The following is a 22,036-nucleotide window of genomic DNA, read 5'->3' as shown; positions in this document are numbered from 1 at the left end:
GCTGCCGACCGGATCGAAGCCGTTCGTCCGGTGCTGTTGGTGATCGCCGATTCGCTGTCCTACTTCGGGCCCCAGGGCGGGCTGCCCGCCGACCATCCGCGGATCTGGCCGAACCTCGTTGCCGCCGAACTGGATTGGGACGTCGAATTGGTCGCCCGGATCGGCTGGACCTGCCGCGACGCCTACTGGGCCCTGATCGGCGATCCCCGGGTGTGGGCGGCGGTGCCGCGCGCGGGTGCGGTCGTCTTCGCCGTCGGCGGCATGGACACGCTGCCCTCCCCGCTACCCACCGCGCTGCGCGAACTGATCCGCTATGTGCGCCCGCCCGCTCTGCGCCGCGTCGTCCGCGCCACCTACCAGCGGCTGCAACCCACGTTGTCGAAACTCGGCAGGCCCGTGGCGCTTCCGCCCAAGGTGAGCGTCGACTATCTCGAACAGTGCCGCACGGCTCTGGCGCAGTTGCGCCCGGACCTGCCGGTCGTCGCGGTGCTGCCCTCGGTGCACGACTGCGCGGCCTACGGTCGCGTGCATTCCGGGCGGCCACGGGCGGTCGATGCGCTGCGCGCCTGGTCGAGCCGGACCTCGGTGCCGCTGGTCGACCTCGGTGCGGCGGTGCGCGACAACATCTTCTCCGGCGAGGCGAACCCGGACGGCATCCACTGGGGCTGGGACGGTCACACGGCGGTGGCCAACGCGATGGTCAAGACCCTGCAGGAGGTCCGGTAGTCCGTGGCAGTCGTGGTCGTCACCGATTCGTCCGCCAGCCTCCCCGCCGAACACCTCGACGAGCTGGATATCGCCGTGGTGCCGCTGCACGTCCTGGTCGGTGACCGGGCGATGCGGGAAGGCGTCGACCCGGTCGAGATCGACTATGCCTCCGACGCCGTGACCACTTCGGCCGCCTCGCCCGGCGAACTCCGGCAGGTGTACGAGCGGGCCTGGGAGCGCAGCGGCGGCGACGGCGTTGTCGCGGTGCACCTTTCCCGCCTGCTGTCGGGTACCTGGGAGGCCGGTCGGCAGGCCGTGCGCGACATGGATGCCACCGAGCGCGTCCGGCTGGTCGACTCGCTCGGGGCCGGGCTGGCCACCGGGCTGCCCACGCTGGCCGCCGCGCGGCGGGCCAAGGCCGGAGCGCCGCTGGAGGTGGTGTACGACGCGGCGGTCGCGGCCGCCGCGCGCGCCCGCACGTTCATCCTGGTCAATCGCACCGAACAGCTGCGGCGCGGCGGCAGGCTGTCGTCGGCGGCGACGTTCTTCGGCAGCGAACTGGTCACCAAGCCGCTGCTGCACATCGTCGAGGGACGGCTGGAGCTGCGGGAGAAAGTCCGGACCCGGTCCAAGGCGTACGCGAAACTCGTCACCGCGGCAGTCGACGCGGCCGGTGCGGACGGCGCCGCGGTGGCGGTGCAGCATCTGGGCGCGGAGGACACCGCACAGGCCATCGCAGGCCAGTTACGCGAACTCGTGCCAGGTCTCGAAGAACTCATCGTCGCCGAGTTCGGGCCCGCGTTGGCGGTGCACCTCGGGGTGGGAGCGCTCGGCGTGCTCGTCGTCCCCGGCGGGTGTCACTGAGCATGCGCGATTCGCCAGGCGGACAACGATCTCGGTGATCCGAATGCGGGCGTGTCGCCCGGCGTACGGCTAGCGTCGGGGCATGAGCTCCGCGAATCCGCCGGTCCGTCCGCCGCTCACCGTGACCGCGGTGGACTGGGACCATCCGGACGCGGCGATGTTGCGCGCGGAGATGGCCGCCGAGGTCGGGCCGCGCTACGCGCATCTGGCCAGGCAACTGCCCACGAACCCGAACGCAGTGGATCCGGCCACAGTACACCGTACTTTCGTAGCGTACTCGGACGGTCCGGCCGGCCACGCCGCCCTGCGGTGGAACGGGGAAGAACTCGAGGTCAAACGGATGTTCGTCCGCCCCGCGCACCGCGGTTCGGGCGCCGCGGCACTGTTGCTCACCGCCGCCGAGGATGCCGCTCGCGCGATCGGACGCCCTCGACTGATCCTGCAAACCGGTCACCTGCAACCGGAGGCCGTTCGCTTCTACGAACGCAGCGGCTACCACCGAATCCCGATCTTCGCGCCCTACGAGGTGCTGCCTTTGTCGAACTGCTTCGCCAAAGATCTGGGCTGATATCAACAGCTGAGAAGACACGCCGAGAATACGGCGTGTCCGGGCGAAGACGCCCCGTTCGACAGCGAGTTGTGCACAGGGCGGTGGTTGTCAACAGCTTCGTCGAATCAGCTGGTCGCACGGATTCTGCCGGTGCGTGCAGGCACTACCGTCGCGGCCATGTCACGACAGGACGAACGGGAGCGGGTACGACGGCGATTGGGCGAGCTGACCGCCCGAGTCGGCGTGAGCATGACGGCCGGTGCGGGCACCGCGACGGCCGGGCCGGAACCGGAACACGGCCCGGCCGGATGGGCGGCGCGGTCGCCGCGTGTCGGCTCCGTCGGAGCGACCGGGCAGCCAGATCGCCCGAGCTGCACCGCTCATGCAGTGGCACTCCCACCAGCGGGTGAGCCAGGGCCCGAGACTATTTCGGGAGCGGCGGGCAAATGGGATCACATGCGGCTGTCCGGCCATTCCGCGCCCGACCGGGATGCCGAAGACGATGTCGGTCGCGTCCGGTCACCCGGCTGGCTGGAAGAGTCGGTGCCCGGAGGGAATCGGCTGCACCGACTCGTGCCCGAACGATTCCGGGGCGTCCGGCTCGATCCGGGTCGTCGCGGCGTCCGCACGCTCGCGTTCGTGGGCCTTGCCGCGATGGTCGTCGCCGGGGTGGTCGTGTTCCGTGAGCGCCCGATCGCGCACACGGTGCCGCCGTTGCCGATCGGGCAGAGCGTCGCCTTGCCGATAACCAGTGCCGCGGCCACGACGAGCGCGGCCGGGGCGCACTCGAGGCGAGTCGATCCCGGCGCGCCGAGCACGGAATTGGTTGTCAGTGTGGTCGGCTTGGTGCAGCGCACCGGTCTGGTTCGGCTCCCCGAGGGTTCGCGTGTCGCCGATGCGCTCGCCGCCGCGGGCGGTCCGAGCGAAGGTGCGGACACCACCGGACTGAACTTGGCGCAGCGCTTGTCGGACGGTGATCAAGTGCTGGTCGGGCCGGTCGTACCGAATCCGGGCGCGCCGCAGCAGGGCAGCGGCACGATCGGCGCGGGCGGTCGGCCGTCCAGCGGGTCCGCCGCTGCGCCGAGCCGCCCGGCAGGTGCGGCGGGACGGATCGATCTCAATACGGCGTCCGAGGCCGAACTGGATGCGCTCCCCGGCGTCGGGCCGGTCACCGCACGCGCCATCGTCAGCTGGCGTACGACCAACGGTCGCTTCACCTCCGTCGAGCAGCTCGGCGAGGTCGACGGCATCGGTCCGGCCCGCCTGGCCCGGCTGCGTGATCTGGTACGGGTATGAGCGCCGCCCGGTTGCTCGAATTGATTCGCCGGAAGCTGGGCGCCGGTACGGAAACGATGAAGGTCGGCCCGGGCGCCGGAGCCGTTCGAGGTCCGAAGGACGGCGCGGCGCCCGAGGAGCCCGGCACCGTTCAGACACTCGACGCGCGCCTGTTGCCGGCCGCGTTGTGCTGTTGGGCCGCAACCATCGTGGCGGTGACGGCGGGGTGGCGGGCCGGGATGCTGCTGGCGGTCGCGTTGACGATTCTGGCCATCGGGTTGTGGGTGCTGCTGCTGTGGGCGGTCGCGCATCGCGGCGAACGCCGGCGGGCGGTGGCGGTGGTGGCGCTGGCGGCCGTGGTGCTCGGTGCGGGGTTCGCGGCCGCGGCGGCATGGCGGGAGCATCGCGTGGCGACGCATCCGCTGCGGGCGGCGGCCGGGCAATCACTGCGTGTGGTGATCACTCCCACAGACGATCCGAAGCCGTTGCGCAGCAAAGGGGCCGGTGGGGATCGCCAGTGGATGGTCCGGGCGGATCTGCGAGAGTACCGGCGGGGTGGGGTTACGATACGTGCCGGTGGTGCGGTGGTCGTCCTGGCGTCCGGTCCGGAGTGGGGCGAGTTGTCTCCGGGCGGGCCGATCGAGTTCCGCGCCCGGGTGGAGCAGCCGCGCCGGTCGGACCTCACCGTCGTCGCGTTGCGTGCGCAGGGCGCGCCCACTGCCGCCGGGCCGCTGCCGTGGTGGCAGCGCGCCGCCGATTCGGTGCGCGCCCGCTTCGCGGCGTCGGCCACGCGGGCGCTGCCGCCCGACGCCGCGGGGCTGCTGCCCGCGCTGGTCGTCGGTGACACCTCGGCATTGCCCGAACACGTGCGCCAGGATTTCATCATCGCTGGGCTGCAACATCTGACAGTCGTCAGCGGTGCGAATTTCACCATCTTGCTCTCGGTGGTGTTGTTCGTCGTCCGTCTGCTGACGCTGGGCCCGCGCGGCGCGGTGGCCGTCGCCGCCGCGGCGCTGCTCATGTTCGTCGTCGTCGCGCGGCCGGATCCGAGCGTGCTGCGCGCCGCTGCGATGGGCGCGATCACCCTGCTGGCCGTGCTTACCGGCCGTCGTAAACAGGCGTTACCGGCGCTGTGCGCCGCGATCATCGCGCTGCTTGCCCTGTGGCCCGGACTCGCCGTCGACGCGGGGTTCGCGCTGTCGGTTGTCGCGACGGGTGGTCTGATCCTGCTGGCGCCGAGCTGGGCCGACTGGTTGCGGGCGAGGGGATGGTGGCGGGTGCCCGCCGAGATAGTGGCGGTGTCGGCCGGGGCATTCGTGGTCACGACGCCGATCACGATCGCGCTCACCGGGCAGCTCAGCCTGGTCGCTGTGCTCGCGAACGTGCTGGTCGCCCCGGTCATAGCGCCGATCACTGTTGCGGGCGCAGGTGGTGCGGTGCTGGCGAACCTGTGGTCACCGCCGGCCGAGGTGGTGCTGCGCTGCGCGGCACCGCCGCTGTGGTGGTTGCTGTGGGTGGCCGGCCACGCGGCCGCGCTGCCCGGCGCCTCCGTCGCGGTTCAGGGAGGCTTGGCAGGCGGATTGATCGCGAGTGCCGTCGTGGTGGGCATGATCGCGGCATTGCGCGCCCGCGCCGCGCGGCGGATCGCCGCCGCGGTCGTGGTCGGCATCGCGCTGGTGCTGGTTCCGGTGCGGCTCTGGCATCCCGGCTGGCCGCCGACCGGCTGGGTTCTCGCGGCATGCGACGTGGGCCAAGGTGATGGCCTCGCTCTGTCGGTCGGTCCGGGCGCCGCCGTCGTTATCGATGTCGGGCCGGATCCGCGACCGATCCGTACCTGCCTGGATCGGTTGCGGGTCTCGCGCATCCCCTTGCTGATCCTCACCCATCCGCACGCGGACCACATCGACGGGCTCACCGGCGCGCTGCACGAACGCGCTGTCGACGCGATCGCCGTCGGTATCCACGAACTCGACGGGCTCGCGCCCCCTACGCCACCCGGAGACGGTGGGTCGAGCCTCGAAGCGGGGTGTGTTCCGCTGCCCACCGTCGCCCCCGCCGTACATACGCACGGGTTCACCGATATCGCGAAAGGCCATGCGGGAGACAGCGGAGCTTCGCTACCCGGGTGGCGGGATGCCCGAGGCCGTTCACCGGACGGTGTGGATCGCCCTGGTGGCGTGTCGGAGCCTCCCCAAAATGATTGTCGCCCAGCCGGTTACGGCAGCATGCGTCCACCGAGCGGCGCACGTGCCCCCGCCTCGGGTCTGTCGCAGGTCGCGTCCATCGCCAGGAGCGCGGGAGTGCCGCTGCTGGAATTGTCGGCCGGACACGTTCTGAATTTCGGGTCGATCGAACTCGAGGTGCTGGCGCCGGCGAGGAACGGCCCGCGACCAGTGCGAGGCGCGGAAGCCGACGACGCCAACGACCGTTCGGTGGTCGTCACCGCTCGCACACCGGCAGGCAGGATTCTGCTCACCGGGGACATCGAGGCATCCGCGCAGCGGACGCTGATGCATGCCGGGATTCCCATCCAGGCGGAGATCCTCAAACTTCCGCACCACGGATCACGAACCACCACAAGGGAATTCATCGATGCGGTACATCCGCGCCTGGTGCTGATCAGCGTCGGTGCGGACAACACGTTCGGACATCCCGCCCCCGCCGTCCTCGGGGATCTGTCCGTCCTCGGCGCGACGGTGGCACGAACGGACCAGCAGGGTGACATCGTGGTTTCCAGCAGCGGCGGCCACCTGCACGTGACGACCTCACGATGACCGGTGGACACCGCGGGCTGCACGCGATGCTCACGTTTCGCACTGCACCGGTACCGCTCGCCGGCGGCTCGATGGCAGCAGTCCGTCGTCGGTCGCTCTGGACTCCAACCCGGGCGGGCTGAGGTGTCGGTCATGGACCGTAGGATCGGCCTGTGGACGAGCGTGGCGAATGGAGCAAGTCGGCAGAGCAATCGAGCACGATGCCCTCCGGCCATGAGGGGGCGCCGTCGTGAGTGAGCGGCCCGCGCCCGTGCACTTGGTGCTCGGGGACGAGGAGCTGCTGATCGAGCGGGCACTGAGTACGCTGATCGCGCAGGTCCGCGCGTTGGCCCCGGATCCGGACTCGGTGCCGGTCGATCGCTTGCGCGCGGGGGACGCGAGCACCGCGGAGCTGGCCGAACTGCTGAGCCCGTCGTTGTTCGCCGAGGACCGGGTGATCGTCCTCGAGGCGGCGGCCGAGGCGGGTAAAGAGGCGGTCGCGGTGATCACCGAGGCGGCGCAGAGCCCGACCGAAGGCGTGGTCGTCGTGGTGCTGCACTCCGGTGGCGGCCGCGCCAAGGCGCTCGCGCCCGCGTTGCAGAAAGCCGGGGCCGTGACCCACGACTGCGCCAAACTGACCAAGGCCGCCGAGCGCGTCGAGTTCGTCCGCGGTGAGTTCCGCGCCGCCGGAGTGCGCGCCTCCGGCGAGGTCGTCCAAGTGGTGCTCGAGGCGGTGGGCTCGGATCTGCGTGAGCTGGCGGCGGCATGCGGGCAGCTGGCCGCGGACACCGGCGGGAAGATCGATGTCGCGGCTGTGCGCCGCTACTACTCGGGCAAGGCCGAGGTCTCCGGGTTCGACGTGGCCGAGCTCGCCGTGGCGGGGGATCGTCCCGGCGCGATGGAGGCGCTGCGCTGGGCCAACGACCGCGGCGTGCCGCACGTCCTGCTCGCCGACGCGCTCGCCGACTCGGTGCACACCATCGCGCGCGTCGGCTCGGCCGGGCGAGGTGATCCGTTCAAGCTGGCCCAGCAACTCGGAATGCCGCCGTGGAAGGTCAAGAAGGCGCAAGCCCAGGCCCGCAACTGGACCCCCGCGACCATCGGCTCCGCCCTCCAGGTCGTCGCGACCCTCAACGCCGACGTGAAAGGCGGCGCCGCCGACTCGGGCTACGCACTGGAACACGCCCTGACCCGAATCCTCGACCTGCACGGCGCGGGCTGATCGAGGCCCGTTTCCACCGCGCCGCACGAGCACTCGCAGCTGTGCGCGAAACGAACGCCGACCGACCCGCCGTCGTGGCCGCTCGAGGGCAAGAGATCAGAGGCACCGCCCTCGATCAGCGACACCGAGTGATCAGCGCGTTGGTCCGAACACTCGGCTTCTTCTCGCGCACGCGTGGACCTTCGGGTTCTGCTGCACGTGAATTCGGTGTGGCGGTGCGAGTCCGCCTCGCACCGCCACACCGCAATCGACGCTCAGGCGCGCCCTTCGATCTTCAGGTCGCCGAAGGTGACGCTCTGGGTCATCGGGCGGTTCAGGAACTCGTGCGGGAAGCCGAGATCCACGGCGCTGGCCTGCTCGAGCCGGGCGAGCTGAGTCTCGTCGAACTCCACGTCGAGCGCGCCGAGGTTGTCCTCCAATTGCGCCGCTGTGCGCGCGCCGATGATTGGCGACGTGACCCCGGGCTCGCGCAGTGTCCAGGCCAGCGCGACCTGCGAGGGGGTTTTCCCGATTTCCGCCGCGACCTGCGTCACGACGTCGGCGATGGCGAGGCCGCGCTCGGTGAGCGAGCCGTTGGCGGCGGCCACGTTCTTGCGGCTGCCTTCGGGCGAGCCGCCCGCCTGGTGGTCGAGGTCGGCGCGGCTGTACTTGCCGGTGAGCACGCCGCTGGCCAGCGGTGACCACGGGATCACGCCGAGGCCCAGTTCGCGCGCCATCGGATTGAGGTCGCGCTCGACGGTCCGCTGGCCCGCCACGACGTGCGGGTCCAGGGCCGGGGGAACAAGCCGCTGCGGCATCCGGTGGTGGGTCCGCTGGTCGTCAGCTACGAGGTACTCATGCCCGTGCAGGATCCCGACCAGCGGATCATCATCTACCGCGCCGCGGACGCGGAGTCCCAGACGGCGCTCGACCGGCTTGCCGCCGACCTGGAAACACCGTGACCGGACGCTATTCCGCGGAGCTCAGTACGAGTTCGCCGTCGTCGTCCACGTCCTCGTAGCGGCCGTCCCAGTCCTCGTAGGCGGGCACGTCGTCGTCCCGCGTGACGATCCACTCCAGTGAGTAACCGCCGTCGTCGTCGGGAACGAGCACATTCTCGATCTTCAGTCCGAATCCGAGCACCTCGGCCGCGCGGATCACATCCGGCAGATCCTCGGTGCGAACCACCGTCTGATTGGCATACACGGTTACCATGCGCGGAATGGTAGCTGGAACCTCTGACACGGCGCGGGCTGATCTCGAAACACCAGCTGAACGGCTTCGTAATCCGGTTGCTGTCCGGGCACGACAAAAGCCGCCGTGGTCATCGAGGCCACGACGGCTGCGTCCACATCACGAGCGCGGTACCGGCGCGCGGTACCGGGTGAATCAGAGCTTGTTGTAAGCCAGCGCGAGGGCGGACTTCTTGTTGGCGGCCTGGTTGGCGTGGATGACGCCCTTCGAGGCGGCCTTGTCCAGCTTCCGGCTGGCGAACTGCAGGCGCGTGGCGGCGGTTTCCTTGTCACCGGCGGCCGCGGCCTCGCGGAAGCTGCGGATCGCGGTGCGCAGCGCGGACTTGACCGACTGGTTGCGCTTGCGCGCTTCCTCGTTGGTGCGGATCCGCTTCAGCTGGGACTTGATGTTGGCCACGCCGGTTCCTCGTGTTCCTGTCTGGTAGGTCTGTCCTGGGAAAGTTCGTCGAGCGCGCGACATACCCGAGGGGAACGGGTAACGCAGCGCCGAAGGTCGAGGGTACCAGTCGCCGTTCGGCACGCGAAATCCGACACCGGGCCGTCCGGTCGGCGCCGCGGGCAGGCACGGCCCCGGCCGCCGGGCCATCCCTGCGACGGGCGACTGTGCGCTGTGTCTGGCGACTGCGTGCTGTGTCTGGCGACTGCGTGCTGGGTCTGGCGAGTGTGCGCTGGGTCTGGCGAGTGTGCGCCGGTCGCGAGTGTGCGCCGGGTCCGGCGGCCGCGCGCCCGGTCCGGTCGCCGGGATCGGCGCGACGCTCGCCCGGGCGAGCGCACGCCCGCGTCGAGGTGCGGACCGGGCGCGTGGCGGGCCTGCGGCCCGACCGGCAACATCGTCGTCATTTCTTCGAAGTGGGCCGTCGCTACGCCGATGTGCCGCCGCTGAAGGGCGTCTTCTCGGGCGGCGGCTCGACCGGCTGCGAAGTCGTTGTAGAGCGCACCCGACTCGCGTAGCGTCCTCCTAGCAACCGTTGTTTTCGAGCGGCTGGCGTTGTCGAAGCGGTACCACGACTCGTCCGAGTACATGTCTGGAACGCGGAAGGTGGACAGATGTCTCCAACGGCCCAGGAAGTAGTCGAAGAAGCTGTCGAGAACAAACCGGTCCCCGAGAGCAAGAAATGGGGCGCCGAGGCGCTGGGCACCTTCGTCCTGGTGATCGGCGGCGTCGGCACCGCGGTGCTGGCGGGAGACAAGGTCGGTCCACTCGGCATCGCGCTGGGCTTCGGCCTGTCGCTGATGTTTCTGGTCTACTCGATCGGGCCGATCTCGGGCTGCCACGTCAATCCGGCGGTGACCGTGGGGCACCTGCTGCTCGGCCGGCTCAGCGGCGTATCCGCGGCGGGATATGTGATCTCGCAGCTGATCGGCGGGCTCCTCGCCGGGCTCGTGTTGTTCGCGCTGGCCAAGAACCTGCCCTCGTACGACCGGTCGGTCGACGGCCTCGGTGCGAACGGGTGGGGCAAGCACAGTCCGTCGGCGATCCGGGGGCCGCTAGGTGAGGTGGTGGTGCAGAACGGGTTCGGGATCGCCGCCATGATCATCGTCGAGGTGATGCTCACGGCGCTGCTGGTCTTCGTGGTGCTGTCCTCCACCGATCAGCTCTCCGACGTGCCGCTGGCCGGGCTGTCCATCGGCGTGACGCTGGCGGTGATCCACCTGGTGTCGATTCCGGTGGACAACACCTCGGTCAACCCCGCCCGCAGCATCGCCGTGGCGCCCTACCAGGGCGGCGCGATGGGGCAGCTCTGGGCGTTCATCGTGTTCCCGCTGATCGGCGGCGCACTCGGCGCGCTGCTGTACGGCCTGCTGTTCGGCCGTTCCCGCGAGATGATCTCCTGAGGTAAGCGTCCGGGCCGCGGCCGACGCGCATTCCGCGTCGGCTCGCCGAGCACGAACCGACGTCGGTGATGCGCATGGTGACGTCAGTCGGCCCGAGCACGGGCGACGTGGTCTGCCTCAGTGCCAGGAGTATTCGGCGCAGAGCCGGTGGGCGACCAGATCGAAGGTTTTGCGGGGCAGGATCGCGCCTTCCCGGCGGATCCCCGCCTCGGGCACATCGAGCACCCGATCGAGCCGCACCCAGCTGGGGCGGTTGTCGTGGTCCCAGGGCCCGCTGCCGATGCCGATCCAGTTGCGGTCGTACGCGCGTTCCGGGTTCGACGACAGCATCAGACCCAGTAGCGTGCGGCGGTCCCGACCCACCACCAGCACCGGCCGGTCCTTGCCGTTGCTCGGATCCTCTTCGAACGGCACCCAGGTCCAGACGATCTCCCCGGGGTCGGCACGCCCGTCCAGTTGCGGCGAGTAGACGATCTGTCGCGCCCGCTCGGCGGTCGCGACCGGCGTCGAGGCGGCGGGCCGCACCGCGACGCCGGTGGCCGTGCGCCGTTGGGCCAGCGACCCCATCAGCCGGTCGACCAGCCGGGGACCCTGCTGCTTGACGATCTTGGGCCCCTGTTGCTTGGCGATGAGACCGATCTGCTTGCCGAGGGAGTTCCAACTTCGGGCCATCTCAGGAGGATAACGGCGCATCCGCCGCTTCTCACCCGTGTGGGATCCGTTGTGTCGCCGAGGTCGTTCGCCGGGGAGGAGGAGGCCAGGGAGTCGCACGTGCCCGTCGATGCGGGATCGAACGGCCCCCCGCTGCCAGCCGGGCAAGATGATCAGCGCCGTAGGCGGAGTGTGATGATCGCCGACCACGGCATGGTGCGCCCGGCGCCTCGACGGTGTGAGCGCTAGCACGGACCGGTAGACGAAGGGTCCGCAGCTCGATCACATTCCCAACCCGCCTGGGTGCGAGTGTTACGAGCGCCGTTCGCGGCCCGTCTCGCGGCCGAGTGACCGAAGCGTATGCGACGTAGTCGCGAGTCTCGGTTGCTCGGGTGCGGGACTTCTCGGGGCCGTGAACACGCAGCGCCGCAGGCGCTGCAAAAACCAACACGGCATCTTGGGACGAAGGGTCCGCAGCTCGATCACATTCCCAACCCGTCGGGGTGCGAGTGTTACGAGCGCCGTTCGCGGCCCGTCTCGCGGCCGAGTGACCGAAGCGTATGCGACGTAGTCGCGAGTCTCGGTTGCTCGGGTGCGGGACTTCTCGGGGCCGTGAACACGCAGCGCCGCAGGCGCTGCAAAAACCAACACGGCATCTTGGGACGAAGGGTCCGCAGCTCGATCACATTCCCAACCCGTCGGGGTGCGAGTGTTACGAGCGCCGTTCGCGGCCCGTCTCGCGGCCGAGTGACCGAAGCGTATGCGACGTAGTCGCGAGTCTCGGTCGCTCGGGTGCGAGACTCCCGGGGGCCGTGAACACGCAGCGCCGCAGGCGCTGCAAAAACCAACACAGCATCATGGGACGATAGACGGCAGTTTGCCGATACCCATGAGGAGTGGAGTGCCCGCCAGCTTCGCCGACACGACGTTCACCGATCCCGCCCGGATCCGGAACTTCTGCATCATCGCGCACATCGACCACGGCAAGTCGACGCTGGCCGACCGGATGCTGCAACTGACCGGTGTGGTCGAGGAGCGGCAGATGCGTGCGCAGTATCTGGACCGGATGGACATCGAGCGCGAGCGCGGCATCACCATCAAGGCTCAGAACGTGCGGCTGCCCTGGACGCCCCGGACGGGGGAGCAGGCGGGCACCGATTTCGTGCTGCACCTCATCGACACCCCCGGCCACGTCGACTTCACCTACGAGGTATCGCGAGCCCTGGAGGCGTGCGAGGGCGCGATCCTGCTGGTCGACGCCGCGCAGGGCATCGAGGCGCAGACACTGGCCAACCTGTACCTGGCGCTGGACAAGGATCTGACGGTCATCCCGGTGCTGAACAAGATCGACCTGCCCGCCGCGGACCCGGAGCGCTACGCCGCCGAGTTGGCGCACATCGTCGGCTGCGACCCGTCGGACGTGCTGCGGGTCTCCGGCAAGACCGGCGAGGGCGTGGCCGATCTGCTCGACCAGGTGATCGCTCAGGTGCCGCCCCCGGTGGGCGCGGCGGACGCGCCCGCTCGGGCGATGATCTTCGACTCGGTCTACGACACCTACCGCGGCGTGGTCACCTACGTCCGGGTGGTGGACGGCAAGCTGACCCCGCGCGAGAAGATCAAGATGATGTCCACCGGCGCCACCCACGAGCTGCTGGAGATCGGCATCGTGTCGCCGGAGCCGAAGCCGACCCAGGGGCTCGGTGTCGGCGAGGTCGGCTACCTGATCACCGGCGTGAAGGACGTGCGTCAGTCCAAGGTCGGCGACACGGTGACCGGTGCGCGGGGCGGCGCGAGCGAACCGCTCACCGGATATCGCGAGCCGCGTCCGATGGTGTACTCCGGCCTGTATCCGGTGGACGGCTCCGACTATCCCGACCTGCGCGACGCGTTGGAGAAATTGCAGCTCAACGACGCCGCCCTGACCTACACGCCGGAGACCTCGGTGGCGCTCGGGTTCGGTTTCCGCTGCGGCTTCCTCGGCCTGCTGCACATGGAGATCACGCGGGAACGCCTGCAGCGCGAGTTCGACCTGGACCTGATCTCGACCGCCCCGAACGTGGTGTACCGGGTGGAGATGGAGGACGGCGCCGAGCACGTCGTCACCAATCCCTCGTACTGGCCGGAAGGTAAGGTCCGCAACGTCTACGAGCCGGTGGTGAAGTGCACCATCATCGCGCCGAGCGAGTTCATCGGCTCGATCATGGAGCTGTGCCAGTCCCGGCGCGGCGAGCTCGGTGGCATGGACTACCTGTCCGAGACCCGCGTCGAGCTGCGCTACACCATGCCGATGGCGGAGATCATCTTCGACTTCTTCGATTCGCTGAAGTCGCGCACCCGCGGTTACGCGAGCCTCGACTACGAGGAGGCGGGCGAGCAGGAGTCGCAGCTGGTGAAGGTGGACATCCTGTTGCAGGGCGAGGCGGTGGACGCGTTCAGCGCGATCGTGCACCGCGACGCCGCCCAGGCTTACGGCCACAAGATGACCACCAAGCTGCGCGAGCTGATTCCCCGCCAGCAGTTCGAGGTGCCCATTCAGGCCGCGATCGGATCGAAGATCATCGCTCGGGAGAACATCCGCGCCATCCGTAAGGACGTGCTGGCCAAATGCTACGGCGGTGACATCAGCCGTAAACGCAAGCTGCTGGAGAAGCAGAAGGAAGGCAAGAAGCGGATGAAGACGATCGGCCGCGTCGAGGTCCCGCAGGAAGCCTTCGTGGCCGCCCTGTCCTCCGACGCCGCTTCGGACAAGCCGAAGGACAAGAAGTAGCCGGCTGACGGTGGCGGTTCCGGCTTCGCCGCGTTCACGACCGTTGGATCGGGCCGGGTGGCGGTGCCGAGCACAGACTGTGCGGCCGGAAGGCCACCGGGAGTGGGGCTTCCGATCCGATGGCAGGGTTGTGTCGCCCACCACAGTCGTATTCTCCGCATCCCTGGAGAATGTGACAGGCGAGTATTCCCGAAATACTGTTGGGTGATCTTCACTTGGTCGGACCGGCGTGGTGAGTGAGGATGCTGGACAACCGAGAGTGGAGCTTCTATGACGCGGGATCTGCCCTTCGACGACGACACCGAAGGAGCCGAGCGCGCGGGCGATACCGCCTACCGTGTGGCCAACGGCGTTGCGCGGGTCGCGCGGGCGGGTGCCTATGTCACCGGTGGCGCACTGGTGGCCGCCAATGGCGGCGGCGTCCCCGCACAGCCCGGCGAATCCCGTCTCGACAGCTGGCACACCGGTTGGGCGCACAGCACCGATCCCGATCCCGATCAGCCGAGCCCGGTGATCACCTTCCCGGACCCGGTCGTCGGGCCCGCGCCGTTCTCCTCGCACGGCTCGAATGTCCCGATGGCACATGGAAACCCGGTACCGGGACCGGCCAAGCAAGCGCCCGGTTTCGCCCTGCCCGGCACCGGTGCGGGCCCCGCCGCGTCGTCGCCCTCGCCCGGCGACTACAGCGGTACCGACGCGGGCATGCCGTTGCCGACACTGCCCGGCGAGTCGGGCGCGCATGGTATGCGACTGCCGACGCTGTCCGATGAGTCCGGCGCGGACGGTATGCAACTGTCCGGCCACTCCGGAGGCGGCGTCCCCGGGCTCGGTGGCATCCCCGGTGTGGACGGGGACGCCGGGAACGGACTGTCCATCCCGGGGACCGAGAGCCACGCGTCCAACGATTTCTCGCTGCCCGGCGCCCGGTCCGACGCCGCGAACGATCTCGATGCGCCCGGCGGGCACGGTTTCGGCCTGCCCGGTCACGGACTCGGTCCGGCCGGGCACGGTTTCGGCCTGCCCGGCACGAACGGTTTCGTCGCGCCCGGCTCCACCGTCTTCGACCTGCCCGGCCACAGCGGCGCCGATGGGGCGCACGCGGCGGGCGATCCGTTCGACGGTGTCGGTCAGGGCGGCGATCTCGGAATGTTCGTCGGTACCCAGTGGTCGGTCGACTTCGGACTCGGCCCGAACGGGATCTACTTCACCTCCCAGATGAAGGTCGGCGTCGGCGCCGGGCACGTCGGTGATGAGCTCGACGAATTCACCGACTCGCTGGCCGACGGCATCGAAGGCACCGATATCGCTGCTGCCCAGCCCAACGCGCTGAGCCAGGGCCAATCCGGATTGCTCGGTGGGCTCACATCATCGGGTGCGTCCGCCACGCAGACGTCCGCCACGCAGACGTCGGCGGCGTCCGGCGTCGCGCAGTCCGCGGGCGCGCCCGCGGCATCGAGCATCGCGCAGCCGCCGGCCGCGTCGGCGTCGGTCACCCCCACGGTGACGGTCGCGTCGGTGGCCCCTGCCGCCACGGTGCCCGCACCCGCACCCGCGGCGTTCGCCGCGGCACCGGTGGTAGCGGTCACCCCGCTGCAGACCACGATCCAGCCCGACGCCGCATCGACCCCGATCGCGAATGTGCTCGCCGCGCCGGAGGGACCGTCCGTGCTGACCGCTCCCGCTGCGGCCGTCCCCGCGCTGTTCGACGCGGTTCGGCCGACGCCCGCGGTGAAGCCCGCCCCGGTGACCGACTCGCAGCCGCCCCACCCCACCCACTCGCCCGCCTCGACCGTGACACCGCCGACGACGATCGTCAAAACCACACCGACGCCGAGCGTTCCCGGTGACGTGACCGCCCCGTCCGTGCCGAAGACGCCGGATCAGGACGTCACGAAGATTCCGGGCATCACCACGGTGCCGCACGGCGGCGTCACCACCGCACCGGAGGTGCCGACCACCAAGGTCCCGTCGGTCACCCAGACCCCGGCGCCCACGCACGCGCCGACGACCCCGGACGGTGACGTGACCACGCCGGGCGGCGGCACCGGCCGGCCGAGCGCCGGCGGCACGTCGAACAGCACTCATCCCACCAACGACGTACCGACCCACGAGCTGCCCACCGGCGAGATACCGACCGTGAGCAAGCCGCCGTACTCCGCGCCGGACCAGCCGGCCTACACCGCCCCGGCGAACGCACCCACCGTCGAGCCGCACGCTCCGACCTACACCACCCAGGCGCCGATCAAGCCGCCGGTGGTCGATCCCGGTCCGCACAGCATCTCGGCGCCGCTGGCGCTCGACCACCCGGCCGACTCCGTCTACCCCGTCGCCGACTACACCTACGACCACTCCGCACTGGCGTTGTCCTCGGGCGGCGGCCTCTCGGGGGCCCTGTTGCCAGAACCGGGCATAGTGGAAACGCACCACTATGTGTCCGACGCGTCGGACATCTCCCTGATCTAGTAGGGCCGCGCGAGATCGACGACTGCGGGGTGTTCGCAGGGGGTACCAGAACGAAAGTCACCGAGAAGTAAGGAGGAGGGTTGTCTGCCGCTGCCGGGCTGAAGGCCGCGACCCTGAAACATCCGGACGCGATGGCCCCGCTCATTCGGATCCTCGACGAGCTGCGGGAGACGGCCCGATCCGCGGGACGCGAGGATCTCGGCAGCCGGTTGAGCATGGTCCGCGCCAGGGTGAGCGATCCCCGGATCCGGCTCGTGGTCGTCGGTCATCCGAAGAACGGCATGAGCACGCTGGTCAACAGCCTGGTCGGGGCCTCGGTCAGCGCGACGAACAGCGATCTGAGCGTCCCGGTGATCGTCGAGTACGGGCCGGAGCCGACGGCGACGCTGGTGCGGCAGACGGAGTACGGCCGTACCGAACGTCAGTCGGTCGATCCGCTCGATCCCGGTCCCGCGCTGGCCACCCAGGGCGTTGTCCGCGCCGAGTTCACCCAGCCGAGCCCGCTACTCGCCGATGGTGTCGTGGTCATGGACGCACCGGGTGCGCTGGGCGACAACCGCACCACTTGGTCGATGATCGCAGCGGCCGATGCCGTGCTCTATGTCGGCGACGCGGGCGCCGAGCTGACCTTCGAGCAGATCGCCGAGTTGCAGCGCATCCAGCAGATCTGCCCGACCGTGATCTGCGTGCTGAACAAGATCGACGTGTTCCCGCACTGGTCGCGCACCCAGCAGCGCAACCGGGAACTGCTGGACTCGGCGGGGCTCGGCTTCGCGGTGGCACCGGTCTCCGCGGAACTGCACCGGCGGGCCGGGTTGACCGGTGACTACCAGCGCGACATCGAATCCGGCGTGCCCCAGCTGGTCGATCATCTGCGCGACTACGTGGTCGCCCGCGCGGACGTGGTGGCGTTGGAAGCCGCGGTCGGGGACATCCGCGTGGTCTGCGACCATCTCGCGCTGACCCTGCGCACCGAGGCCGAGGCGCTGCACGACCCGCGGCGCCGCGCCGAGATCACCGACCAGCTCGCCCGCGCGCGCGACGAAGCCGACCAGCTGCGCCGGCGCACCGCGAATTGGCAGGTGACGCTGGTCGACGGCGCGACGGAGCTGATGGCGGACATCGAACACGACCTGCGCCATCGCCTGCGCAGCCTGATCCGCGACGCCGAGGCCGAGATCGCCCAGAGCGACCCGGCGCGCCGGTGGAAGGATTTCGGCGCCGACCTGGACGCGCGTATCTGCGAGGCGGTCGAGGAGAACTTCGCCGTGGCGCACTACCGCTCGTTGGAGTTGTCCGAGCAGGTGGCCGCCAAGTTCCCGGCCGACAACCGGACCCCTCCGCTACCGGACCTGCGCTTGGCAAACCCCGGCGAGGTGCTGGAAGCGGTGCAGCCGCTGGAGCCCCTCGAGAGCGCGAAAGCGGGGGTGACCCAGCAATTCCTCACCGGTCTGCGCGGCTCCTACGGCGGCATCCTGATGGTCGGTCTGGCTACCAGCTTGCTGGGCATGTCGCTGGTGAACTGGTACTCGGCGGGCGCGGGTGTGCTACTGGGCGTCAACGCGCTGTGGGACGACCGCAAGAACCGCAAACTGCGCCGCAGGGCCGAGGCCAAGGTGGCGGTGGCCCGCCTGATGGACGACGTGATCTTCCAGGTCGGCAAGGAGTCGCGCAACCGCTTGCGCGCCGTGCAGCGGGTGCTGCGCGACCACTTCACCGACATCGCGACCGAGGTCTCGCGCACCGCGGAGGACGCGCTGCGCTCGGCCGAGGAGAACTACGGGAAGTACGGCGACCGCAGGACGGAGCGGATCGCCGACCTCGAGGCGCAGCTCGGCAATCTGCGCGCGCTGCGCGAGGAGGCCGACGGACTGGTTCCCGCGTAACCCTCTCCCAGCGCGGGTGGGACGGATGCCCGTCTGTATCGGATCGAGGCCCGCAAGGGCCCGGCGGTATCAGACCGGATGACCCTGCGGGGTGTGCGCGGGCTGGAAGCGGCCCGCGTGCCTGGAATGCTCGGCACGGATCACGTGGGTCACGGCGTTGATCAGCGCGAGGTGGGTGAACGCCTGGGGGAAGTTGCCCAAGTGGCGGCCACTGCGCGGATCGATCTCCTCGGCGTACAACCGCAGCGGGCTGGCGAAGCCGAGCAGTCGTTCACACAGGTGCCTGGCCCGCTCGATCTCACCGATCTCGACCAGCGCGGAGACCAGCCAGAAGGAGCAGATGGTGAACGCTCCTTCCGTGCCGCTCAACCCGTCGTCGGTGGTCTCGGTCCGGTACCGCAGCACCAAGCCGTTCTCGGTGAGCCGGTCGGCGATGGCCAGCACGGTCGCGCGCACACGGTCGTCCTCGGGCGGCAGGAAGCGGGTGAGCACCACCAGCAGCAGCGAGGCGTCCAGCGTGTCGCCGCCGTAGACCTGGGTGAACACGCCTTCGGAGGTGACACCGTTGGCCAGGACATCGGCCTTGATCTCTTCCGCGATGGCGTACCACTGCTCGGCGTGGTCGTATTGACCGTGCAGTTCGGCGAGCTTCGCGCCGCGATCCAGCGCCACCCAGCACATCACCTTGGACGAGGTGAAGTGCTGCGGTTCGCCGCGCACCTCCCAGATGCCCCGGTCGGGCTCCTGCCAGTGCTCGATGGCGGCGCGCACCTGGCGGACCAGCAGCGGCCACAGCGTCTCCGGCACCTGCTGGCGCGATTTCACATGCAGGTACACCGCGTCGAGCATGGTGCCCCAGATGTCGTGCTGGTCCTGGTTGTAGGCATTGTTGCCGATGCGCACCGGACGGGACTGGTCGTAGCCGCCGAGATGGTCCAGGATGATCTCGTCCAGCTGCCGCTCGCCTCCGATGCCGTAGAGCACCTGCAGCGGAACGGGCTCCCCGTCCTCGCCGGTCGTCGCGTCGTTGAGGAACGCGAAGAAGTCGTCGGCCTCCCGATCCAGGCCGAGCGTGTACAGACCCCACAGGGCGAAGCTGGCGTCCCGTACCCAGCTGTAACGATAATCCCAATTGCGTTCTCCGCCAGGGCATTCCGGTAGAGACGTGGTGGCGGCGGCCATCAGGGCGCCGGTCGGGGCGTAGGTGAGGCCTTTGAGGGTGAGCGCGCTACGCTGCAAATAGTTGCGCCACGGGTGATCGGGGAACTTGCCGAGCGTGATCCACTGGCGCCAGCATTCGGTGGTCTGCCACATCTTCCCGGCGGCCTCGTCGAAGGTGCGGGGCGCGGGCAGCTCCGACCAGGTGAGCGCGACGAAGACCTCGTCTCCCTCCTTCATCCTGGTGCGGGCGCGCGCCTCCCGGCCCTCGAGCCCGAGGCGCAGATCCGTGGTGAGCACCAGGGTCGGCCCGGCGCTGGGATCGTCGCTGCGCACGGCGGTCGCCTCCTCGTACACCTTGCCGGTGTACTCCCAGCGGGCGCTGGCCCGGTGGTAGTCGAACGCGGGCTCGCAACTCACCTCCAGCTCCACGGTGCCGTTCACGCATTTCACCGTGCGCAGCAGCAGGTGCTCGGCATCCCAGTCCATCGGGGTGCGCCGGTGGGTCTTGCTGCGCTGATCGTTGTTGTGCCAGCGTCCGAGCACCAGCGCGTCGCGCACGATCAGCCAGCCGGTGCCGGTCTGCCAGGTGGTCTCCAGGATCATCCCGCCGGGCAGGTAGCGGCGGGCGGCGGGCACGTTGACGCCGTACGGCCCGACGCGGAAGTGCCCCGCGCTGCGGTCCAGGAGCGCCCCGAAGATGCTGGGCGAGTCCGGCCGTGGCACGCACATCCATTCCACCGCGCCATTGCTGGCGACCAGGGCACTCGTCTCGCAGTCGGATAGAAAGGCGTAGTCATCGATCGGCGGGTAGGCGCCGCGGCGGTGGGTTTCGGCCAAGTTGGTCGGCAGGCCGTCGGAGTCGTTGAGAGTGAGGTCATCGGAGGACGCCATACCCCATCTTCGGGCCCATGCGCGCCCGGCGTCCACCGCTCGGCTCTGGCGGCGTACCGACAAGGCGTACCTTCGCTGTGGCCATGCGCGGGGTTGAGGGCGGACTGCGTCCGACAGCACCCACTAGGCTGGAGTCGTGCATAGCATCGCAGGTTGGTGGGACGGCTTCGAGCTGTGGGTGGCGGGACTGCCGTTCATCCCGCAGTTCTTGGTGGTCCTCCTGGGCATGGTCCCGATCAGCTTTGCCATCGCCTACGGGCTCGATCGCGTGCTGCGTGCTGTGCTGCGCATCCTGGATCGCCGGTACGGCGTCCATCCCGCACCGGTACGGCCCGCCCCGGCCGACGCCGCGGTGGTGCTCGAACCCCAACAGGTCGCCGCGGATCGCACTCCCGTGCAGAGCGGGGCGCACTGATGCCTCGGTCCCGGGTTCAGCTCGCCCTCATCGCTCTGCTCGTACTGATCGTCGTCGCCTGGTTGATCACCCGCTGACGGTCAGTTTCCGCCGCCGCGCCAGTCGCCGAACCGCTTGCCGAGCTTCGCGACCGTGTCGCCTACCTCGTGGGCGACCGTGCTCGCCGCCGCGCCGACATCCCGGCCCAGCGTGCGCACGGTACGGATGAGCGGATCCTCGGACTGGTCGAAGTTCGTGCGGTAGGTGCGGGCGGCGGACTTCATCTCGTCGGTGATCCGGGTGGCGCGATCCTGGTCCCGGCGCGGATAGTCGCCCGCGAGCACGCGGTCGTAGTCGCCGCTCTGGATCCAGCGGCGTAGTTCGGCCGCGCGCAGCACGGAAAACGGGTGACTCTGCAACTCCAGGTTGAGCAACTTCAGCACGCCGTCGCGCAGATCGCCGGACCGCTCGTAGTCGTCGGCCTGGGCCAGGAACGCCCCGTGATTCATCTCCTTCACCCAGGCGCCTCCGGCCGTCTTCATGTACACGCGGACCGAAGCGTCGACATCCTGCCCGCACAGCAGCCCGGCCCGGTCGCCGGACAGCTCGGACTTGCGGCTCCACTCCATCAGGGCCGCGACGATGCCGCGCAGCGCCCAGCCGCCGACGGGCACCCAGCCGACGCTCGCCGAGACGCGCAGCAGGTGCATCAGCATCGTGCGATACACCGCGTGGCCGGACATCGCGTGCCCGAGTTCGTGGCCGATCACGAAGCGCAGTTCCTCGGTGTCCATCAACTCGAGCAACCCGGTGGTCAGCACGGTGAACGGGCGGTCCATGCCGATGGTGAGGGCGTTCACCTGCGGGCTCTGCAACACGAACAGCTCCGGCGTGGTGGGGGCGTCCAGGATCCGCACGCAATCCTCGCGCAGGTGGTGCAGGGTGCGGAACTGCCGCTCGTCGACCCGTACCGCGGTGGCCAGATACAGCAGCCGGTGCTGGCGTTCCTGCAGCAAACCCGACAGTGTGCGCAGCACCACATCGAACCCCGTCAGTGACCGCAGGGTGACCAGGGCGGTGCGGTCGGCGGGGTGCTCCCACGTGCGGGTGCTGATGCCGGGGAACGCCGTGCGGACGCGATCCGGGCTGGTGGTCATAGGACGAAACCCCCCTCTTCCTGGGCTCTTCGATTCGAACTCCGCGTTGGGCTCTGCTACAGTCTGCCCGTGTCTTCGAGCGCTGTCCCGCAGGTCCGCCATGAATTGGCGTTGATCGCTGTCGGTGACCTCGCGGTCGCGGACGTCTACTGTCGCTGATCGGCGACCCGGCACATCCGCGTTCGTTTGTCAGCAGACCGGCGCGCTTCTCGCGGATGTGCTTTCG

At 69.6% G+C, this 22,036-nt stretch carries 20 protein-coding genes; 14 read left to right on the top strand and 6 right to left on the bottom strand.

The window, feature by feature from the left end:
- Positions 1–12: 12 nt before the first annotated feature.
- The 6 genes from octT (at position 13) to holA (ending at position 7,372) form a co-directional block, all read left to right on the top strand.
- Positions 13–726: a diglucosylglycerate octanoyltransferase gene (gene octT, locus ACT89H_RS28145; RefSeq protein ID WP_445111705.1), complete on the top strand. Its 714-nt coding sequence runs from the start codon at positions 13–15 to the stop codon at positions 724–726.
- A 3-nt stretch (positions 727–729) separates the two neighbouring features.
- Positions 730–1,572 (top strand): DegV family protein, encoded by an 843-nt coding sequence (locus ACT89H_RS28140; RefSeq protein ID WP_445111688.1) that lies wholly within the window; start codon positions 730–732, stop codon positions 1,570–1,572.
- An 82-nt stretch (positions 1,573–1,654) separates the two neighbouring features.
- Positions 1,655–2,140 (top strand): GNAT family N-acetyltransferase, encoded by a 486-nt coding sequence (locus ACT89H_RS28135; RefSeq protein WP_445111687.1) that lies wholly within the window; start codon positions 1,655–1,657, stop codon positions 2,138–2,140.
- Between the two features lie 159 nt (positions 2,141–2,299).
- Complete coding sequence (locus ACT89H_RS28130; protein WP_445111686.1) at positions 2,300–3,418, top strand: ComEA family DNA-binding protein; 1,119 nt, start codon at positions 2,300–2,302, stop codon at positions 3,416–3,418.
- On the top strand, positions 3,415–6,171 hold the full coding sequence (locus ACT89H_RS28125; RefSeq protein WP_445111685.1) for a ComEC/Rec2 family competence protein: 2,757 nt from the start codon (positions 3,415–3,417) through the stop codon (positions 6,169–6,171). Before ACT89H_RS28130 ends, ACT89H_RS28125 begins: the two co-directional genes overlap by 4 nt.
- A gap of 229 nt (positions 6,172–6,400) precedes the next feature.
- A complete protein-coding gene (gene holA, locus ACT89H_RS28120) occupies positions 6,401–7,372 on the top strand; it encodes a DNA polymerase III subunit delta (RefSeq protein WP_445111684.1) in 972 nt (323 codons plus the stop codon).
- 254 nt (positions 7,373–7,626) lie between these two features.
- Here the strand turns inward: holA and ACT89H_RS28115 are convergent, their stop codons facing one another.
- Positions 7,627–8,127, bottom strand: a complete 501-nt coding sequence (locus ACT89H_RS28115; protein WP_445111683.1) for an aldo/keto reductase — start codon at positions 8,125–8,127, stop codon at positions 7,627–7,629.
- Positions 8,128–8,130: 3 nt separating this feature from the next.
- On the opposite strand from ACT89H_RS28115, the gene ACT89H_RS28110 reads away from it, so the two are divergent.
- Positions 8,131–8,313: an MmyB family transcriptional regulator gene (locus ACT89H_RS28110; RefSeq protein ID WP_445111682.1), complete on the top strand. Its 183-nt coding sequence runs from the start codon at positions 8,131–8,133 to the stop codon at positions 8,311–8,313.
- Positions 8,314–8,320: 7 nt separating this feature from the next.
- On the opposite strand, the gene ACT89H_RS28105 is transcribed toward ACT89H_RS28110, so the two are convergent.
- Both ACT89H_RS28105 and rpsT read right to left on the bottom strand, forming a co-directional pair.
- A complete protein-coding gene (locus ACT89H_RS28105; RefSeq protein WP_445111681.1) occupies positions 8,321–8,566 on the bottom strand; it encodes a hypothetical protein in 246 nt (81 codons plus the stop codon).
- A 174-nt stretch (positions 8,567–8,740) separates the two neighbouring features.
- The gene (rpsT, locus tag ACT89H_RS28100) at positions 8,741–9,001 is read right to left on the bottom strand and encodes a 30S ribosomal protein S20 (protein WP_445111680.1); all 261 of its coding nucleotides are present in this window, start codon (positions 8,999–9,001) and stop codon (positions 8,741–8,743) included.
- A 404-nt stretch (positions 9,002–9,405) separates the two neighbouring features.
- On the opposite strand from rpsT, the gene ACT89H_RS28095 reads away from it, so the two are divergent.
- Positions 9,406–9,555, top strand: a complete 150-nt coding sequence (locus ACT89H_RS28095) for a hypothetical protein (protein ID WP_445111679.1) — start codon at positions 9,406–9,408, stop codon at positions 9,553–9,555.
- 96 nt (positions 9,556–9,651) lie between these two features.
- Positions 9,652–10,440 carry an aquaporin gene (locus ACT89H_RS28090; RefSeq protein WP_445111678.1) on the top strand — a complete coding sequence of 263 codons (789 nt, stop codon included), beginning with the start codon at positions 9,652–9,654 and terminating at the stop codon, positions 10,438–10,440.
- Positions 10,441–10,557: 117 nt separating this feature from the next.
- On the opposite strand, the gene ACT89H_RS28085 is transcribed toward ACT89H_RS28090, so the two are convergent.
- On the bottom strand, positions 10,558–11,112 hold the full coding sequence (locus ACT89H_RS28085; protein WP_445111677.1) for a type II toxin-antitoxin system PemK/MazF family toxin: 555 nt from the start codon (positions 11,110–11,112) through the stop codon (positions 10,558–10,560).
- 868 nt (positions 11,113–11,980) lie between these two features.
- Here ACT89H_RS28085 and lepA point away from each other — a divergent pair.
- The 3 genes from lepA to ACT89H_RS28070 all read left to right on the top strand — a co-directional run bounded on the left by lepA (position 11,981) and on the right by ACT89H_RS28070 (position 18,207).
- On the top strand, positions 11,981–13,858 hold the full coding sequence (gene lepA / locus ACT89H_RS28080; RefSeq protein WP_445111676.1) for a translation elongation factor 4: 1,878 nt from the start codon (positions 11,981–11,983) through the stop codon (positions 13,856–13,858).
- Between the two features lie 270 nt (positions 13,859–14,128).
- On the top strand, positions 14,129–16,321 hold the full coding sequence (locus tag ACT89H_RS28075; protein WP_445111675.1) for a hypothetical protein: 2,193 nt from the start codon (positions 14,129–14,131) through the stop codon (positions 16,319–16,321).
- Between the two features lie 80 nt (positions 16,322–16,401).
- Positions 16,402–18,207, top strand: a complete 1,806-nt coding sequence (locus tag ACT89H_RS28070; protein ID WP_445111674.1) for a dynamin family protein — start codon at positions 16,402–16,404, stop codon at positions 18,205–18,207.
- 69 nt (positions 18,208–18,276) lie between these two features.
- Here ACT89H_RS28070 and ACT89H_RS28065 read toward each other — a convergent pair whose 3' ends face one another.
- Entirely contained in the window at positions 18,277–20,259 is a 1,983-nt protein-coding gene (locus ACT89H_RS28065) for a glycoside hydrolase family 15 protein (protein ID WP_445111673.1), read from the bottom strand.
- A 136-nt stretch (positions 20,260–20,395) separates the two neighbouring features.
- On the opposite strand from ACT89H_RS28065, the gene ACT89H_RS28060 reads away from it, so the two are divergent.
- Positions 20,396–20,674: a hypothetical protein gene (locus tag ACT89H_RS28060; protein ID WP_445111672.1), complete on the top strand. Its 279-nt coding sequence runs from the start codon at positions 20,396–20,398 to the stop codon at positions 20,672–20,674.
- An 80-nt stretch (positions 20,675–20,754) separates the two neighbouring features.
- On the opposite strand, the gene ACT89H_RS28055 is transcribed toward ACT89H_RS28060, so the two are convergent.
- Entirely contained in the window at positions 20,755–21,810 is a 1,056-nt protein-coding gene (locus ACT89H_RS28055) for a M48 family metallopeptidase (protein ID WP_445111671.1), read from the bottom strand.
- Positions 21,811–21,879: 69 nt separating this feature from the next.
- Between ACT89H_RS28055 and ACT89H_RS28050 the strand changes: the two genes are divergently transcribed.
- A complete protein-coding gene (locus ACT89H_RS28050) occupies positions 21,880–21,969 on the top strand; it encodes an Ms4533A family Cys-rich leader peptide (RefSeq protein ID WP_321210233.1) in 90 nt (29 codons plus the stop codon).
- The last annotated feature ends 67 nt before the right edge of the window (positions 21,970–22,036 follow it).

The organism is Nocardia aegles (assembly GCF_052545135.1).
Note: the sequence above shows the minus strand (reverse complement) of the source record. Positions and strands in the feature narration are given on the sequence as shown.